The organism is Acinetobacter geminorum, assembly GCF_013009345.1.
GTDB lineage: Bacteria > Pseudomonadota > Gammaproteobacteria > Pseudomonadales > Moraxellaceae > Acinetobacter > Acinetobacter geminorum.
In genome coordinates, this window is record NZ_JABELE010000001.1 from 14,362 (window position 1) to 28,247 (window position 13,886).

Genomic DNA, 13,886 nt, shown 5'->3' on the forward strand with positions numbered 1-13,886 from the left:
AACGACATGATCGATTGAAAAACAAGATAGGAAATGATTATGCAGCCAAAAGTTCATACAGTAACAACAAGTGATCAACAAACGCTTTGTGCTAAAACATGGGGTGACGAAAAAAATACACCGTTGGTTTTAGTACATGGTTATCCTGACAATCAAGAAGTATGGGAATCAATCATTGAGCATTTGATCAATGACTTCTATATTGTTACTTACGATGTGCGTGGAGCTGGTTTGTCATCTATACCAAAACGTATACGTGATTATCGTTTAGAGCGTTTATCTCTAGATCTCCAAGAAGTTGTTGATGAGTTATTACCAAATCGTCAATTCCATATGGCTGCACATGATTGGGGTTCGATTCAGTCTTGGGAGTCTGCCACCGAGCCTAAGTTCAAAGGTCGTTTATTATCATACACCACCATTTCTGGACCATGTCTTGATCATGCTGCTTTATTTTTACGTGATAAATTTAAATCTTCACCAGCTCAAATCTTAAAAATATTAACCAAATCTTGGTATATCGGGGCATTCCATCTTCCGTTAATAGCACCAACTGTATGGTCTCTATTTAGTCCTGAAAAATGGGGTAAAGTTCTTACTCAGCTAGAAAGGAAAAGTAATTTACCTTTAAATAATAATATTAATGCCGATGGAAAATATGGCATTAATTTATATCGTGCCAATTTTATTCCTCGCTTAACTGACCCACGTCAACGTTATGCACAGTGTCCAGTAAAAGCGGTTATTTTAAAATATGATACTTTTGTAAGCCCAGAATACATCACTGAGGCTATGCCAAAGTGGGTAGAAAAATTTGAGTATGTAGAGCTTGAAGCAAATCACTGGGCTGTACTTAGTCAACCTGAAAAAATTGCGGATTATATACGTCAATTTATCGTGAAAAATATATAAATAAAAATTATAGGATAGCAATCGCTCAATTTAAACTCTGTTAAAATGGCGCCCTCGTTTCATTTAGTTCAAAGTTATGTTTGCGATTATTGCAGCGGTTGCTGTCATGTTTGGCCTTTCACTAGGGCGTGTTCCAGTCGTATTTGCATTGGTCATTGGCGCTTTGACTGGCGGCTTGTTGGCTGGTTTAGGGCTACAAGGTACTTTAGATGCATTTAACAATGGCTTGGGCGGTGGTGCAAAAATTGCGCTAGCTTATGGCGTGTTGGGTGCTTTCGCTTTAGCTTTAGCACGTTCAGGTTTACCTGATCTTTTAGCTTATAAACTTGTTAAAAGTCTCAAAAATGACGCAGATATACGTGCACAAATGCAGGTGAAATTTCTCATTTTTAGTACGATTGGACTTGCAGCTATCGCATCACAGAATGTAATTCCTGTACATATCGCATTTATACCTGTCTTAATTCCGCCCTTACTTATTGTATTTAATCATTTACGTTTAGATCGTAGAGCAGTCGCTTGTGTACTTACGTTTGGTTTAGTCGCTACCTATATGTTCTTACCAATGGGATTTGGTGCAATTTTCTTAAATGATATTTTAGCGCATAACATTAATCATTTTGGTCAAAGCTATGGTTTTCATATCAGTAATGATCAAATTCCACGAGCAATGTTAATCCCTGTATCGGGAATGTTCTTAGGGATGCTAATAGCTGTTTTTATTAGCTATCGTAAACCTCGAGATTACCAAGATAAAACATTACATAATGCTACTCGTAGTATTGCTGGAGAAATGATTCAGGAACAACAAGCTCCTCAAATTGCACGGTTTACCTTGTTTATGGCTGCTTTTGCAGTAATAGCTACAATTATTGTTCAACTTTATTCAGACTCTATGATTGTCGCAGGGCTGGTAGGTGTTGCGATTTTGAGCTGTGCAGGAATTTTCAAATGGAAAGAAGCTGATGATGTTATCGTTAGTGGTATGAGAATGATGGCATTGGTTGGCTTTACCATGATTGCTGCTCAAGGCTTTGCAGCGGTAATTGAGGCAACACATCAAGTTCCTGAATTGGTCAAAGCCACAGCTGGATGGATTGGTGATAGTAAAGCACTTGCTGCTTTTGTGATGTTGTTAGTGGGATTATTGATTACTTTAGGAATTGGTTCTTCATTTTCTACTGTGCCAATTTTGGCAATCATGTACGTACCTTTGTGTTTACAATTTGGTTTCTCTCCTATGGCTACAATTGCACTTATTGGTACAGCAGCAGCATTAGGTGATGCTGGATCACCAGCCTCTGACTCAACCTTAGGGCCAACAGCTGGTTTAGGGGTAGACGGGCAACATGATCATATTTGGGATACGGTTGTACCTACTTTTGTTCACTTCAATATTCCGCTATTAATTTTTGGCTGGATCGCTGCAATGGTTTTATAAAGTTTTTATAAAATATTGAATCATAAACCTTCTTAATCATGATCTTTAGATTTAAATTAAGAAGGTTTTTTATTGTCTAAATAAAACATGTATTCAAAATAAATTATATTAAAATACTCGGAATTTTAAAGTATATTAAAATGGTTGGTAATATAAAATAATCTTGATTAGTAAGGTTGGAATAAAACCTATTAAAATAGTTGGGTAATATATAATTTTATTTAAAACAGTAGTTTAAAAATAAACTATAAAATAATTTTATAATGAGTATTGCATGGGTTTAAAATAAATGTTTATTATAAATATAAATAAGGTTGGAGATATTAAAGTGTTCAAAAAAGCTTTGGTTATTGCATTAATGGGGATGTCTTCTTTTACTTTTGCTGGTAACTGGCAAGTGAAATTTGGTGGTAGTGTTATTGCGCCATCAGAAGATACGACACTTGCTGAAAACACTGTAGTTGAAGCAGATGATGAATATGCTTTTACACCATCAGTAGAATACTTCTTTGGCCAGTCTCCATTTTCGGCAGAATTATTATTAGCAGCGCCTGTTAATCATGATGTGTTGTTAAATGGAAATAAGGTAGCACGTATTAAACAATTACCGCCAACGATTACTGCTAAATATCATTTTAAAAATTCGACTCGTTTCACACCTTATATTGGTGTTGGTGCTACAGCATTTATTGCTTGGGATGAAGATGGTATTGTAAAAGATGTAAAAGAAGACTTTGGCGTGGCAGGACAAGTTGGTTTTAATTTCCAACCTGCTGATGCTAAAAACTGGGGTGTATTTGTAGATGTACGTTATGCTGATTTAAGCCCAGAAGTTACTTTAACAAATGGTGCTAAATTTGATCTAGATATTAATCCTTTTGTTTACACTTTGGGTTATAGCTATAAATTTTAAGCATAATAATAAATAGAAAAATATAATAATAAACCTAGACTCAGGCACCTCACATATATTTTATGTGAGGTTTTTTTATGGATTTTATTTGCACTAAAAAAGCATAAAACAGACAGTTTTACACATATTTTCTGCAAGTTTTTTTCTAAACTAATTTCTATTCATTACAAGCATGGGAATAAAAATATGAATAACAAATTAGCGATTTGTTTAGCACTCTTGAGCGGTATTGCTTTTACTCAAAATTTACAAGCTGCAAGTTTTTCTTGCGATGCTGCAAAAACGAAAACGGAAAAAAGTATTTGTAAAAACCGTTCTTTAAATGATGCAGATGTAAAAATGGCAACGACGTATCAAATCGTTCTGCATGCTTTACCTATGGGTGGGCGAGATAATCAGAAAGATACTCAGCAGCAATGGCTGAAAAAAAGAAACGCTTGTGCTGCAAATGTCAGTTGTATTGGCAAAGCTTACCAACAACGTCAAAAGCAGTTAGATGCGATATTGCAAGATAGGGTGTTAAGCCACGGCCCATTTTAATTAGAGTAAAAATTTTTGATATTCAGGATTGAAAAATTCTAGAAGTACTCCATTCATAAAGCATTCGAGAACAAACAGCTTCAAAATTTAAGGAGTGATTTATGAGTGAACAAGCATCACAAAATTATAGTTTCCAAGCAGAAGTAGCCCAGCTTTTACATTTAGTGACGCATTCTCTCTATTCTAACCCTGAGATTTTCTTACGTGAGCTTATCTCTAATGCATCAGATGCATGTGATAAGTTACGTTTTGAAGGAATCAATCATCCTGAATATTATGAAAATGATCCAGACTTACATGTACGAATCAGCTTAAATAAAGAAGATAAAACGTTAACGATTTCTGATAACGGTATTGGTTTAAGCCAACAAGAAGCAATTGATAACTTGGGTACAATTGCTAAGTCAGGCACTAAAGATTTCATGTCAAAATTGACTGGCGATCAAAAAGCAGATGCTCAGTTGATTGGTCAATTTGGTGTGGGTTTCTATTCAGGTTTTATTGTTGCCGACAAGATTACGGTTGAATCACGCCGTGCGGGTCTAGAGACATCTGAAGGGGTGCGCTGGATTAGTGGTGGTACAGGCGAGTTTGAAGTTCAGCAAATTGATAAGGCCTCACGTGGTACTGACATTATTCTTCACTTACGTGATGATGCACTTGATTATTTAGAATCTTATAAAGTTAAGCAAATCGTTAATAAATACTCTGACCACATTAGCTTGCCAATTGAAATGCAAAAAGAAGTTTGGCAAGAAGAAGAGGTTGCTGAAGGTGAAGAGCCTAAAGGTGGCCGAATGGTCAAAACTGACGAGTGGGAAGCGATTAACTCGGCAAGTGCTTTATGGACACGTAACAAGAGTGAAGTGACTGAAGAGCAATATATTGAGTTTTATAAAAACTTAACTCATGACTTTGAAGCGCCACTGGCTTGGGCACATAACCGTGTTGAAGGTAGTACGGAATATACCCAGTTACTTTATATTCCAAGTAAAGCACCTCATGACATTTTTACTCGTGAAGCAAAAGCGGGAATTAAGCTATATGTAAAACGCGTCTTTATTATGGATGATGCGGATAATTTGATTCCAAACTATTTACGCTTTGTTCAAGGTGTAGTGGACAGTGCTGATTTACCGCTTAATGTTAGTCGTGAATTGTTGCAAGAAAGCCGTGATGTCAAAACGATTCGTGAAGGTAATGCACGCCGTGTATTAACTGTACTTGATGGTTTGGCTAAATCGGAAGATGAAAAAGACCAAGAAAAATTCAAGACTTTCTACAGTGAATTTGGTTCAGTACTTAAAGAAGGCTTGGGCGAAGACTTTGGTAATCGTGAACGTATTTTAAAATTATTACGTTATGCGACTTCAACAAATGATGAAGTAACGACTTCTTTTGCTGACTATAAGGCACGTATGAAAGAGGGGCAAAAAGCCATCTATTATGTGACTGCTGACAGTCTAGCAGCAGCGAAAAACTCGCCGCAGCTTGAGTTGTTTAAGAAAAAAGGTATTGAAGTATTATTAATGGCAGAGCGTGTTGATGAATGGGCAATGAATTTTGTCCAAGAGTTTGACGGTACTCCATTAAAGAATGTATCTAAAGGCGCGGTTGATTTAGGTGATTTGCAAGATGCCGAAGAGAAAAAGGCACTTGAGCAAGCGGCTGAACAGTTTAAGCCTGTGGTTGAGAAATTAAGTGATTCGTTGAAGGCTAAAACTAAAGAAGTACGTGTAACAACTCGTTTGGTAGATTCTCCTGCATGTTTAGTAACAAGTGAGGGTGAGTTGTCTCCACAACTTATTCGTATGCTTAAACAAGCGGGGCAAGCTGTACCTGAAATCAAGCCAATTTTAGAAATTAACCCTGAGCATCCTTTGGTGAAAAAACTTGAAGGTTCAGAACAGTTTGATGATTTGGCAAACGTAATTTTTGATCAGGCTGTGATTGCAGAAGGTGGTTTACCAGAAGACCCAGCAGCTTATGTGAAGCGTATTAATAGCTTATTGTTGAAATAATTTTTTGATATAAAAAAGCCTCTGAACTGTCAGGGGCTTTTTTGTGGATAAAGAAAGAGTTATCCACAACTTGATGATTTTTGGTTAAAAATTAGCTTCAAGATTCATTTGCACACTAAGTTGATGCTTAGGATCATCATCAAGATGATTAAAAAAATTAAGATCATTTTGCATAAAAATCCAATCTCGCCATATAGGCTGACGCCATGAAATATAAGGACCCCAGCTATTTAGTCGCATATCATTTTTGGTATATACACCACCGCTATAAATACCGTAAGTCAGACTATTATCTTTTAAAAACTCAAATTGTTGAAAAGTCCAATTGCCCCAGTTGTATTCTTCATTTTCGCTCTTATTCACATTAAATTTATTAGAAAATAATGTGTTATCTTGCATTTTTTGCGTTAGGTTTAGCGTGGTTTCAGTGTAGTTTCGGCTAGTAGAGCCATAGCGAAATATCTGCTCTGTATCAAAGCTAATGTTATGTCTCAAATTCCATTTCTTTTTTGCCAGAAACTGGACATACACATCACTCTCAGAGTTAGATCCTAAATCAAGGTCATTTTCAAAAGGCATCCATTTTGAAATGGTGGTCCAGCTTGCACTCAGTGGATTAGTAGCCGAAACCTGTGCCGATGAGGTCTTCTTCTTTTTCTTACCAAAGGCTTTATAAGTTTGTTCAGGCTGAGTCGCACGTTTCCATAACGTATCATTTCCAAATACAGCCATAAGTTCTTGAATTAAACCAGCATCAGATAAAGCATTGTGTGCTTCTACTTCACAAGGTGAGTGTGAAAGTGATTGTCTTTTTACTTTAGCGAAGCTTGTAGAAGAATAGGGGTAACGCCGTGACCGTTGGTGTTTTAAAGAGTTATAAAAAAATTGAGTGTGTGGAAGTAAAGCTAATAGACCTAAACTATAAATACAAATGAAGACTGTCGATTTATTTTGAAATGGAGAAGAAAATTGATTCATTTTTAAAGATAAGGAATCAAAAATAAAATTAGAACAATACTTTAAAAGGCTAATCTTAAAATTTTATTTAAAAGTATTTTCTTATTCATCACCTTGGATAAGGTTCCAAGGTGATGTTTGCTAGCTTAGAAAAGTGCTTCTAAACGTAAGAAGGTGCTGACAAAATGGTTACGATCTTCGCGGTGGTCATTAAAGTAATTTACATCGCCTTGTACAAAGAACCATTCACGTAAAACGGGTTGGCGCCATGAAACAAACGGTCCCCAACTGTTTAAACGCAAGTCATTGTCGTTGTAATAACCGCTAGTATAAATACCATAGTTAAAACGGTTGTTTGCAAAGAAACTGTGTTCGCGGAAAGTTCGGTTTTCCCAAGCTAGATCATCATCCTGATCATCAGCATAGGTCAGGCTGAACTGATTCGATAAAAACGGTTGATTTGGCCTAGCATGTGTAAGTTCAAGATTGCTACGCAGATAGTTTTCGCTGTCTATGCCGTAACGATAAATTTGCTCTGCATAAAACTTAAAATCATTACGAAGTTGCCAGTCTCTTGATGCTTTTAAACGAACATAAATATCGTCTCCAGAACGAATACCTAAGTCAGCATCTGTTTCAAAAGGTAACTTTTTCGAGAAATTTGACCAACGTAAAGCGATTGAGCTGTTGTCATCTCGAGTTCGTTTACCATCTAACTTTTTATTTGGATCTTGATTGGGATTCTGATTGACATTGGCTGGGCTATTATTAAATTCGTCATCTAACGAGTCATCACCAAATACCACGCTAATGCGTTTCTCTAGAGTAGGTAATTTAATCTTACCGCGAATTCTGGGTTTGATTTCATAGTTATCGTATTCATTCCAATAGTTATCGACCATGACACGAATGGTTGCGGTAGCTGGCTTTTGTGGATCGACTTCACCAAACCAATTATCAATTTTTTCAGAAGTACGATCGGCCCAATTACGAATTTTCTTTTGCTTACGGTCAACCCAGGTTTGATCTTCTGTTTGTTCGGTAGGTGGAACAATAGGTTGATTAGACTGCTCTGGAAAAATAGTTGGAGTCGCGTCCACCCAGCGCGGAATTTGATCTAACAGATTTTCATCTGAGTTAACTTCGGTTTGTACTCCAGATGATGTACTTCCTACTTGTTGGTTTGTAGAAGAAGAGACCGTCTCTGCATGAGCGATGCATACTGAACCAAATCCAATAGTTAAAAGTGCAAAAAGCTGCCGGTATGGCATTACATGAAATGTTTTCATATCTATCTTTATGTTTTGTTGTTGTTTCCACTTTTGTTGATTTTTCTAATAAAATCAAGAGGGAGACACAAAAGTTAAGTAAATTTAACTTTTTTTACATATTTGAAATAAATGAAAAAGTTTAAGCTAGTAGCGGTTATTTTTAGCCAAAAAAAATCCCCCAGTGAAGGGGGACGATAGATCAAGGAAACTTTAAATTCCGATCATTAAACACATAAAAAACAGAACATTACAGCGCGAATATTCTAAGCGGCAATAATAAACTGATTTTTAGCAATTAGATAGTTCTTTTTTTAGAACGCTCTATTGCTAAAATGGTGATAAAACATACGATTTGATCACATTTTAATTGTGTTGATCTATTTCTTTGGAATATCACATGATTCATCAGTACAAACAGCTGCATCATCTTGCTCGACTTCTTCAGTATTTGCTTTGATTTGCGCTTTTTCTAAAACTTGTAAAAAGACTTCACGAGGTTGAGCACCAGCAAGCGCGATTCTTTGGTCGAATACAAAAAATGGCACGCCAGTTACATTGAGCTGCTCTTGAGCAATTTTTTCATCATGACGGACAAAGTCAGATAGTTCGTTGGTATCTAATACATATTCAACTTCGGCATTATCAAGGCCAATACGAGATGCAATTTCTTCTACGACTTCACGTTCGCCAATTGCGAGACCTTCGGTCATATAAGCATGGAAAAAAGCTTCTTTTGCTTGGTTGCCTAAACCTTTGCTTTGTGCAAGGTGAATAATACGGTGTGCATTAAAACTATTGCCTGAGTTGGCTTTTTGCCATTGAAAATCAATACCTTCAGAGGCAGCCATGGCCGCAATATTGCGTTCCATTTCTTCCATCTCTTCATAGGTACGGCCGTATTTTTTAGCCAAACGTTCTGTATTTGAAGTGTCATGTTTTGCTGGCGCATCAGGATCTAATTCAAAACTATGCCAGTGAATTTCAAGATCAATACCTGCTTCAGCAGCGACATGTTCAAGGCGTTTTTTGCCGATATAACAGAAAGGGCAAACTACATCAGACCAGACATCAACACGCATGGGAGAATCTCATAAATTTTAATTACCCATCATAATAGGGATGATGGATAAGGATTTAAAGCTTTGAGTAGCGAATACAGTGTTGCGTATTGTGAAATAAATGGCATATAAAGAAGAATAAGCTCTATTTTATAACGATAAAGAGCAAAACTATAAGAATGGAAATAGGAGGTGTGTATGCGCCGAGTTTTGATTGCGATTGCAAGTCTGGTTGTTATCACAAGCATTATTTTTTTCACCTATCAACATATCAAACAGCAGCAGGCCAAAGACAGTAGTCAAATGTTTGATGTCGTCATGACTGAAAAAATGAATCAGCTTTATGAACAAGCACAAGATTGGTCTAAACCCGTCCAGCTCGATATTCATGATAAGCGTTTGGCAGGGCACTATAAGCAAATTTCAGAATTTCTCTTAAGTTATTGGATTCAAAATATAAATGCACGTAATGAATATTTAAGAGAATTAAAAGCAGCAAAGTGGGATACTTTTTTAAATGTTGATCGTTTAGATCTTGATAAAAAACAGAAGTATGTGGAAACAGAAAAAATGTTAGCCGATGTTCGTACGGCTTCAGATAAATATCAAACTCAATATGAAAAAATTCATAAAACTTTCTTAGCAAAAGTTCAGGAATTATCTGTGGATGCAGAGATGAGGCAACTGCTGGAAATGAAATTGGGGTCTCAACAAAAAGCAGATCAAGATCATGCAATTTTTATGATTGAGCTACAAATTTTAGATAAAGCTGAACAAATGTTTAAGCTTCTAAAAAATTATGAATGGCAAAAGAAAGATCAGATGATTCTTTTTCATGAAAATGCTCAGGTCAAAAAGTTTAATGGGCTTTATCAAGATGTTCTAAAGCTAAATGCAAAAATTGAAAAAATTAAGAAAAAAAATGTAGCTGCGCTCGAAGGAGATTTAAAAGAATAAATTGAACGTGAGCATCAAAATTTATGGATTGGTGCTCTCAGCTTTCCCTTTACTTAAAAAAGATTGTAATAAACTTTGAGAAGATTGTAGTTTGTTTAACTGCTCAGACACATGCATGAGTTCAGTTTGCAGTTTTTCTTGAACCACTGAGCATAGTGTAAATACGCGTTCATCTAAATCAAAACAAGGCAGCAAGACCTGAATATCTTTTAGATGCATGCCTGCATCATTTAATATTTTAATTTTCTTAATATTTTCAATATCTTTTTGCGTATAACTTCGGTAGTTATTACTTGCTCGATAAGGCTTTATAAGCCCTAAACTCTCATAATAACGCAGCATACGAGGGCTTACTTTTGTGAGTTCGGCAACTTTAGCTAAGTTCATAAAATGGGGTTGACCTTAACACTGGTGTCATAGTTTAGCATGTTTTTATCTTTCAAAATGGTACTTGTTCCATGATCAGAAAACTCATTTTATTGGTGTTATTCGGCTTCATGTCATTTATTGCAAATGCCAAAATAATTGAACTTCGGGAGAACAACATGCGTCAAATATTTGTACTTCATGGTTATTCAGCTTCTATAGATGATCACTGGTTTTTAGACCTAAAACATCAAATAGAAGATGAGCATACAACCGTTACCTTAATTCCATTTCCAGATTCTGAGCATCCTGATGTAGATGCATGGCAAAAGGTTTTAGATCAACAGATCCCTAAGGTGGATGAAAATACTTATTTTGTTGCGCACAGTTTAGGGGTGATTACGTTACTGCACTTTTTGCAAAGACATGATTATCAAAATATTGGAGGAATGATTTTAGTATCTGGATTCTCTGGACCAATTTCAGTTTCTTCACCTCTTAGTCCTTATATAACAAAGAGTAAAGTCGACACCAACTATTTCCGTGACATAAAGAAAAAGCTGGTTTATTTGTCTGATAATGATGATTTGGTTCCACCACAACTAACGATTCAATTGGCTAAGGATATTGATGCGCCTTATATTACCGTTCCTAATGGTGGGCACTTTTTAGGTCGGGAAGGTTATACGGAATTTCCGCAATTAGTCGATTCTTTAAAAGAAATATTAGAAAATTGATAAAAAATCCCCGCATTGAGCGGGATTTTTTATCTTTACTGAAATTTGTAATTTTTATTCCTAATCTATTAAGGCTGGTAAATGATACCCATGACTTTCGCAGGTAAAGCGATAATATCGAAAGTTAAGGTAAACGGAAGCAGTGGTAAACTTGCTAGCTTCTCCTTAGTTGATAAGGGCACTTTTCCGCTTTTATCATGAAGATATTGGATTCTAACGTGATATGGCTTAGATAAAGGGGTTATTTTTTTAAGATTGTTTACAGGAGGATAAACAGTTCCTCTAAGATTTAACTCAAATTTATGTAGTTCTAATGTCTTTTCATAGTCACATGGAACTACACCATATTGTTTAAATAAAGCTGATTCTTTCTCGTTCAATTTCCCATTAGGTGGGGTGTAAGAAAATCTAATATGTCCGTAAAAATGGTTACTATTCGAAGCTGGAGCATTAAAATCTAGCTCATTACTTATTTGAATATATTGTGGATTTAATTGACTAATTAATTGAATGAAATCGTTACCGCCTTTACTAATGACATAACTATATTTTTTCCCTGCGATAACAATACTGTCCTCTGGTTCATTTGGGAGAGATACTGATGGTTTACCGAATGCAATTACATCATCTTCTGTTAAAGTGATCCATTCATAGCCTGAGTCGTATTTTGTAAATAGCTCTCGCGTGTTTTCACCAATAATTCGATTACTCACACAACCAGTGAGAAAGAAACTGGCTAGTAAGCAGCTCATAAGAATATTCTGATTTAATATTTTAAAGTTCATTATTTCTGTCGAATTCAATAGATTTATAAAAAGCTGACTATAAACAAAAAATCGTAATATTTAAATCTGGCAATATAATATGACTTAGCCACATTCAGATTAATTTCTAAAATCTTTTATGAATTTCTTTTTAATAATTTTAAAAATCTAACGTTATTTACCGTTTATCTGAGCATTACTGAATCAAAAATGACTTTGTTGTAGCCTATTTATAGAACATTTTATTTAGTCATCATTTTGAGTTCGCGTAGGGTGACTGATCTTGGGAGCCAGTTATGAACTTTCTAAAACAATCAGCCTTTATTGCTGTATTTGCTTTTATGGGTTTACCAACTGTTCAAGCAGAAGAAGTGGCTACTTTACCAACAATTCGCGTTATGGCCGAATCTGAGCTACGTGAAGAAGTAGGCTTTGTCCCATTTCAAGAAGATAAAAAAGTGCGTCAGGCTCTACAACATCGTGAGTATAAAACTCATAACGATATACAGAATGCTTTAGTCCCTGAAGGCATGACTACAGTAGATTATCAGCCAGTCATGGCACAGCCAGACTTGTCTCAGCTTTCTCCATTTCTACAAGAGTATATTTTAGCTGTAGCGGGCGGGATTCAGTCTTCTGATCCAACCAATGGTCTTTTTGAAATGTTAAAGCCGCTGAACATTAACCGAAGTAATGTCGATGCTTATCGTGAAGGTACGATGAAAGTAAATTTAGATGATATTTTGAAATTACAGCAACAAATCCAAGATGGTTTAAAAGGCCGATAAAAAAAATCCCCGCACTAAGCGGGGACAGTAGTTTTATAGTTAATAAATATTTATTGAACAATAGTCAATTTTGGTCTTTTTGACTCTTTATAATCTGTAAATAAGGTGAGTGAACGAAAAGTTAGGTTATCAAAATCTTCCCAAGAGATACCTATTTCATTGAGCATTTCATTTATTGAAAAATTGCCTTTCGCATCTAAAAGTTTTAATAATTTTAGATACAGAATTGATTGATCGTGGTGAGTTGGTTGAGGCTCATTTTTGTGATAGCCCAATGAGTTAATTTTCATGCAATTACTTCTATAAACCCAATCTGTAATTAAATTAAGTTTATGGGATTTATAATTGATCGCTTGTAATGAAACACGCCAATAACTTTTATATTTTAGCATATTGCCAATACTCATTTCATTTGGCGCTAACTCACGGAAACTTTCATTAGGCATTAAAAAACAGGAAGCGAATCTATCAGCTTCACTTTCACGTTTTTTGTAATCAATATCGTCGGTTGGTGTTTGTGTATCATAAATATGCAAAAAAATATGTGCGAGTTCATGCGCAGCATCAAACCTCGATCGTTCTGCAGATTTAAAAGTATCTAATAATACGAATGGTTGTCCATCAAGTGAAATAGAAAGCGCATCTACCTCTCTAACATTTAATGGAAGAGAGAATACCTTTATACCCTTAAGTTCCATTAAAGAAATTATATTATTAATAGGTTGTACACCTAGTCCCCATTCACTTCTTATACGTAAAGCAGTAATTTCAGGGGAGTCATCACTATCAGGATCAAGATTATAATCATCCAATATATTAAAGACAGGAAGATTCTTAATATTTCTTGAAAAATAAGAACTAATCGATTCTGCTAAAGAAATATATTCGGCGATAGAATTCGAATAAGATGCTTTGATCCTAGCTCTTGCTCTAAAATTGACTTCAGACATTCCAAACGGTGTAGAGTTCTTTTCGTAAAAAAAAGACAAAGGGACATTAAAAATCTGAGATAATTTTTTCCAAAAGTCATAGGGTACACTTCTCTCTCCACTCAAGTATTTTTTAAAAGTGGCTAAGGGAATATCAAGAGCTTCAGCTGTTCTCGAATGACTAAAACCGCGCAAATTTTGCGCGGCTTTGATACGATCAAGTTGGTACATA

Annotated in this window: 14 protein-coding genes; 8 read left to right on the forward strand and 6 right to left on the reverse strand. The window is 35.6% G+C overall.

Going from position 1 to position 13,886, the window contains the following annotated elements; all coding sequences use genetic code 11:
* The first annotated feature begins 33 nt into the window (after positions 1–33).
* From HJG58_RS00070 to htpG, 5 genes are all read left to right on the forward strand, one after another.
* Positions 34–912 (forward strand): alpha/beta fold hydrolase, encoded by an 879-nt coding sequence (locus tag HJG58_RS00070; protein WP_170247534.1) that lies wholly within the window; start codon positions 34–36, stop codon positions 910–912.
* A gap of 76 nt (positions 913–988) precedes the next feature.
* Complete coding sequence (locus tag HJG58_RS00075; protein WP_170247535.1) at positions 989–2,353, forward strand: Na+/H+ antiporter family protein; 1,365 nt, start codon at positions 989–991, stop codon at positions 2,351–2,353.
* A 328-nt stretch (positions 2,354–2,681) separates the two neighbouring features.
* A complete protein-coding gene (locus tag HJG58_RS00080; protein ID WP_170247536.1) occupies positions 2,682–3,266 on the forward strand; it encodes an OmpW/AlkL family protein in 585 nt (194 codons plus the stop codon).
* 186 nt (positions 3,267–3,452) lie between these two features.
* Entirely contained in the window at positions 3,453–3,806 is a 354-nt protein-coding gene (locus HJG58_RS00085) for a lysozyme inhibitor LprI family protein (RefSeq protein WP_170247537.1), read from the forward strand.
* A 101-nt stretch (positions 3,807–3,907) separates the two neighbouring features.
* The gene (htpG, locus tag HJG58_RS00090) at positions 3,908–5,827 is read left to right on the forward strand and encodes a molecular chaperone HtpG (protein ID WP_170247538.1); all 1,920 of its coding nucleotides are present in this window, start codon (positions 3,908–3,910) and stop codon (positions 5,825–5,827) included.
* A gap of 84 nt (positions 5,828–5,911) precedes the next feature.
* Here htpG and HJG58_RS00095 read toward each other — a convergent pair whose 3' ends face one another.
* The 3 genes from HJG58_RS00095 to HJG58_RS00105 all read right to left on the reverse strand — a co-directional run bounded on the left by HJG58_RS00095 (position 5,912) and on the right by HJG58_RS00105 (position 9,134).
* Positions 5,912–6,805 carry a selenocysteine synthase gene (locus tag HJG58_RS00095; protein ID WP_170247539.1) on the reverse strand — a complete coding sequence of 298 codons (894 nt, stop codon included), beginning with the start codon at positions 6,803–6,805 and terminating at the stop codon, positions 5,912–5,914.
* 125 nt (positions 6,806–6,930) lie between these two features.
* On the reverse strand, positions 6,931–8,073 hold the full coding sequence (locus tag HJG58_RS00100) for a hypothetical protein (protein ID WP_170247540.1): 1,143 nt from the start codon (positions 8,071–8,073) through the stop codon (positions 6,931–6,933).
* A gap of 359 nt (positions 8,074–8,432) precedes the next feature.
* Entirely contained in the window at positions 8,433–9,134 is a 702-nt protein-coding gene (locus HJG58_RS00105; protein WP_170247541.1) for a DsbA family oxidoreductase, read from the reverse strand.
* A gap of 177 nt (positions 9,135–9,311) precedes the next feature.
* On the opposite strand from HJG58_RS00105, the gene HJG58_RS00110 reads away from it, so the two are divergent.
* Positions 9,312–10,070: a hypothetical protein gene (locus HJG58_RS00110; protein WP_170247542.1), complete on the forward strand. Its 759-nt coding sequence runs from the start codon at positions 9,312–9,314 to the stop codon at positions 10,068–10,070.
* 21 nt (positions 10,071–10,091) lie between these two features.
* On the opposite strand, the gene HJG58_RS00115 is transcribed toward HJG58_RS00110, so the two are convergent.
* The gene (locus HJG58_RS00115; protein WP_170247543.1) at positions 10,092–10,457 is read right to left on the reverse strand and encodes a MerR family transcriptional regulator; all 366 of its coding nucleotides are present in this window, start codon (positions 10,455–10,457) and stop codon (positions 10,092–10,094) included.
* Between the two features lie 71 nt (positions 10,458–10,528).
* On the opposite strand from HJG58_RS00115, the gene HJG58_RS00120 reads away from it, so the two are divergent.
* Positions 10,529–11,173, forward strand: coding sequence for an RBBP9/YdeN family alpha/beta hydrolase (locus HJG58_RS00120; protein WP_170247544.1), 645 nt, complete (start codon positions 10,529–10,531; stop codon positions 11,171–11,173).
* Between the two features lie 68 nt (positions 11,174–11,241).
* Here HJG58_RS00120 and HJG58_RS00125 read toward each other — a convergent pair whose 3' ends face one another.
* A complete protein-coding gene (locus HJG58_RS00125) occupies positions 11,242–11,958 on the reverse strand; it encodes a YidX family protein (protein WP_002132686.1) in 717 nt (238 codons plus the stop codon).
* 275 nt (positions 11,959–12,233) lie between these two features.
* Here HJG58_RS00125 and HJG58_RS00130 point away from each other — a divergent pair, with 275 nt between their 5' ends.
* Complete coding sequence (locus HJG58_RS00130; RefSeq protein WP_001010125.1) at positions 12,234–12,725, forward strand: hypothetical protein; 492 nt, start codon at positions 12,234–12,236, stop codon at positions 12,723–12,725.
* A gap of 50 nt (positions 12,726–12,775) precedes the next feature.
* Here HJG58_RS00130 and HJG58_RS00135 read toward each other — a convergent pair whose 3' ends face one another.
* Positions 12,776–13,885 (reverse strand): ImmA/IrrE family metallo-endopeptidase, encoded by a 1,110-nt coding sequence (locus tag HJG58_RS00135; protein ID WP_170247545.1) that lies wholly within the window; start codon positions 13,883–13,885, stop codon positions 12,776–12,778.
* Position 13,886 lies beyond the last annotated feature (1 nt).

Excerpts from the sequence above, each read along its gene's own strand:
- HJG58_RS00125 (WP_002132686.1), bottom strand. The coding sequence starts at position 11,958 with ATGAACTTTAAAATATTAAATCAGAATATTCTTATGAGCTGCTTACTA.
- HJG58_RS00085 (WP_170247537.1), top strand. The coding sequence starts at position 3,453 with ATGAATAACAAATTAGCGATTTGTTTAGCACTCTTGAGCGGTATTGCT.
- HJG58_RS00100 (WP_170247540.1), bottom strand. The coding sequence starts at position 8,073 with ATGAAAACATTTCATGTAATGCCATACCGGCAGCTTTTTGCACTTTTA.
- HJG58_RS00135 (WP_170247545.1), bottom strand. The coding sequence starts at position 13,885 with ATGTACCAACTTGATCGTATCAAAGCCGCGCAAAATTTGCGCGGTTTT.
- htpG (WP_170247538.1), top strand. The coding sequence starts at position 3,908 with ATGAGTGAACAAGCATCACAAAATTATAGTTTCCAAGCAGAAGTAGCC.
- HJG58_RS00105 (WP_170247541.1), bottom strand. The coding sequence starts at position 9,134 with ATGCGTGTTGATGTCTGGTCTGATGTAGTTTGCCCTTTCTGTTATATC.
- HJG58_RS00120 (WP_170247544.1), top strand. The coding sequence starts at position 10,529 with ATGATCAGAAAACTCATTTTATTGGTGTTATTCGGCTTCATGTCATTT.
- HJG58_RS00070 (WP_170247534.1), top strand. The coding sequence starts at position 34 with ATGATTATGCAGCCAAAAGTTCATACAGTAACAACAAGTGATCAACAA.
- HJG58_RS00115 (WP_170247543.1), bottom strand. The coding sequence starts at position 10,457 with ATGAACTTAGCTAAAGTTGCCGAACTCACAAAAGTAAGCCCTCGTATG.
- HJG58_RS00075 (WP_170247535.1), top strand. The coding sequence starts at position 989 with ATGTTTGCGATTATTGCAGCGGTTGCTGTCATGTTTGGCCTTTCACTA.
- HJG58_RS00110 (WP_170247542.1), top strand. The coding sequence starts at position 9,312 with ATGCGCCGAGTTTTGATTGCGATTGCAAGTCTGGTTGTTATCACAAGC.
- HJG58_RS00095 (WP_170247539.1), bottom strand. The coding sequence starts at position 6,805 with ATGAATCAATTTTCTTCTCCATTTCAAAATAAATCGACAGTCTTCATT.
- HJG58_RS00130 (WP_001010125.1), top strand. The coding sequence starts at position 12,234 with ATGAACTTTCTAAAACAATCAGCCTTTATTGCTGTATTTGCTTTTATG.